General features: G+C 64.6%; 3 protein-coding genes. All 3 read left to right on the forward strand.

Annotated features, from left to right (window positions below; translation table 11 throughout):
* Positions 1-159: 159 nt before the first annotated feature.
* The 3 genes from urtC (at position 160) to urtE (ending at position 2999) form a co-directional block, all read left to right on the forward strand.
* Positions 160-1350 carry an urea ABC transporter permease subunit UrtC gene (urtC, locus tag IP86_RS20110; protein WP_054164210.1) on the forward strand — a complete coding sequence of 397 codons (1191 nt, stop codon included), beginning with the start codon at positions 160-162 and terminating at the stop codon, positions 1348-1350.
* Between the two features lie 5 nt (positions 1351-1355).
* The gene (gene urtD, locus IP86_RS20115) at positions 1356-2120 is read left to right on the forward strand and encodes an urea ABC transporter ATP-binding protein UrtD (RefSeq protein WP_054164211.1); all 765 of its coding nucleotides are present in this window, start codon (positions 1356-1358) and stop codon (positions 2118-2120) included.
* 183 nt (positions 2121-2303) lie between these two features.
* A complete protein-coding gene (gene urtE / locus IP86_RS20120; protein WP_054164212.1) occupies positions 2304-2999 on the forward strand; it encodes an urea ABC transporter ATP-binding subunit UrtE in 696 nt (231 codons plus the stop codon).
* The last annotated feature ends 147 nt before the right edge of the window (positions 3000-3146 follow it).

The raw sequence follows: 3146 nt of genomic DNA on the forward strand, positions 1-3146 counted from the left end.
CTCAGTGCCCGCGGACCCCCACCCCCGACCCCTCCCCGCAAGGGGGAGGGGAGCGCTCTGTGCTCGCCGGAACTACACGTCGCTTCACGGCACAGCCGTCATCCTGAGGTGCCCGCGCATGGCGCCGGCCTCGAAGGATGGCCGCCGCGGAGGCCGCGCATGACCCCGCACATTCTCACCCGCTCGCTCAACCGCAGTGCCACGATCTTCCTGTTGATCCTCGCGGCGGTCGGAATCCTGCTGCCGCTGTCCAACCTGCTGCTGCCGGACGGCTCGGTGCTGCACGTGCCGACCTATCTGATCTCGCTGTTCGGCAAATATGTCTGCTACGCGCTGCTGGCGCTGTCGATCGACCTGATCTGGGGCTATTGCGGCATTCTCTCGCTGGGCCACGGCGCATTCTTCGCGCTCGGCGGCTACGCGATGGGGATGTATCTGATGCGGCAGATCGGCACCCGCGGCGTCTACGCCAACCCGATCCTGCCGGACTTCATGGTGTTCCTGAACTGGAAGGAACTGCCCTGGTACTGGTACGGCTTCGACCATTTCTGGTTCGCGGCCCTGATGGTGCTGCTGGTGCCGGGGCTGCTCGCCTTCTGCTTCGGCTGGCTGGCGTTCCGCTCGCGCGTCACCGGTGTGTATCTGTCGATCATCACGCAAGCGATGACCTACGCGCTTCTGCTGGCGTTCTTCCGCAATGATTTCGGCTTCGGCGGCAATAACGGCCTGACCGACTTCAAGGACATCCTCGGCTTTAACGTTCAGGCCGAAGGCACCCGCGCGGCGCTGTTCTTCCTGAGCTGTCTCGCGCTCGGCGTCGGTTTCCTGATTTGCCGCGCGGTGGTCACGTCCAAGCTCGGCAAGGTGCTGATCGCGATCCGCGATGCCGAGAGCCGCACGCGGTTCCTTGGCTACCGGGTCGAATCCTACAAGCTGTTCGTGTTTACGCTGTCGGCTTGCATGGCCGGCGTCGCCGGCGCGCTGTATGTGCCGCAGGTCGGCATCATCAACCCGGGCGAATTCGCTCCGGGCAATTCGATCGAGGCGGTGATCTGGGTCGCGGTGGGGGGCCGCGGCACGCTGGTCGGCGCGGCGCTCGGTGCCGTGGTGGTCAACTACGCCAAGACCGTGTTCACCTCCGGGCCGCTGGCGCCGTACTGGCTGTTTATGCTCGGTGCGCTGTTTGTGCTGGTGACGCTGCTGCTGCCCAAGGGCATCATCGGCACTTTCAACGCCTGGTGGGAGAAGGGCCAGGAGAAGGACCAGGCCAAGCGCGACGACGCGGCGGCCGCAGCACGGGAGAGCGCAGCGCGCGAAGACGGCGTGATCGCGCCGAAGATGGCGGAGTAAGCCCGATGAGCATGCTGGAAACCCGCACCACCTCGGCGATGCTGTATCTCGACGGCGTCCACGTCTCGTTCGACGGCTTTCATGCCATCAACAATCTGTCGCTGACGCTCGAGCCCGGCGAGATGCGCGCCATCATCGGCCCGAACGGCGCCGGCAAGACCACGATGATGGACATCATCACCGGCAAGACCAAGCCGGACAAAGGCGAGGTGGTGTTCGACGGCAGCGTCGATCTCACCAAGCTGGACGAGACCGAGATCGCCACGCTCGGCATCGGCCGCAAATTCCAGAAGCCGACAGTGTTCGAGAGCCAGACGATCGAGGACAATCTCTTGCTGGCGCTCAACGTCGATCACCGTGTTCGCGGCACGCTGTTCTGGCGGCGCAGCGAGCCGGAGAGCAAGCGCATCGACCGCGTGCTGGAGATCATCAAGCTCGGCGACGCCCGCGACCGACTTGCCGGCAACCTGTCGCACGGCCAGAAGCAATGGCTCGAAATTGGGATGCTGCTTGCGCAGGATCCAAAGCTGCTGCTGGTTGACGAGCCGGTCGCCGGCATGACCGACGTCGAGACGCATCAGACCGCCGAGCTGTTGAAAGAGATCAATAGCCACGACAAGACCGTCGTCGTGGTCGAGCACGACATGACCTTCGTCCGCGAACTCGGCGTCAAGGTGACCTGCCTGCACGAAGGCACCGTGCTGGCGGAAGGGACGATCGACGACGTCTCGGCGAACGAGCGGGTGGTGGAAGTGTATTTGGGGCGGTGATGCGGATTTCATGCGCTGCCATGCTCTCAATGGTCATCGCCCGCGAAGGCGGGCGACCCAGTATCCCAGGGCGCCGCGTGTTCACCGCAATGCTGCGGCGTACTGGATCCCCCGCATGCGCGGGGATGACGACCGTGCAAAACATGCCGGCGCTTGCCGAATAAGTTAATCGAGGACGCTCTGATGCTGAACGTCGACAACATCAATCTCTACTACGGCGCGGCGCAGGCGCTCCGCGGGGTGTCGATCGCGGCGGAGCCGGGCAAGGTGACCTGCGTGCTCGGCCGCAACGGCGTCGGCAAGACCAGCCTCTTGCGCGCCATGGTCGGCCAGCAGGCGATTTCGTCGGGCTCGATCACTTTCGACGGCGCCGACATCTCGCATCTCAAGCCCTACGAGCGCGCCCGCCGCGGCATCTCGCTGGTGCCGCAGGGCCGCGAGATCTTTCCGCTGCTCACCGTCGAAGAAAATCTGAAAACCGGCTACGCGCCGCTGAAGCGCGCCGACAAGTCGATCCCCGACGACGTGTTCTCGCTGTTTCCAGTCCTCAACTCGATGCTCGGCCGACGCGGCGGCGATCTGTCCGGCGGCCAGCAGCAACAGCTCGCCATCGGCCGCGCGCTGGTGATGCGGCCCAAGCTGCTGCTGCTCGACGAGCCGACCGAAGGCATCCAGCCGTCGATCATCAAGGACATCGGCCGGGCGATTTCGTATTTGCGCAATCTCGGCAACATCGCCATTGTGCTGGTCGAACAATATCTCGATTTCGCCTGCGAACTCGGCGACAGCTTCGCGGTGATGGATCGCGGCGCGGTGAAATACACCTGCGATCGCGCCACTCTCGACCCCGCCGAGATCAGCCGACAGATGGCGCTGTAGAGGACTCTTGGTCTACGCAATCCGCTGCACCGCGCGCTTCCTAACCTCTCCCCGCGTGCGGGGAGAGGTCGACCGGCTTTGCGCAGCAAAGCTGGTCGGGTGAGGGGGCGCCTCCACGATGCCGAGCCTTTGCGACTCGCGGATACG

The sequence above is a fragment of the Rhodopseudomonas sp. AAP120 genome (genome assembly GCF_001295845.1).
Taxonomy (GTDB): Bacteria; Pseudomonadota; Alphaproteobacteria; order Rhizobiales; family Xanthobacteraceae; genus Rhodopseudomonas.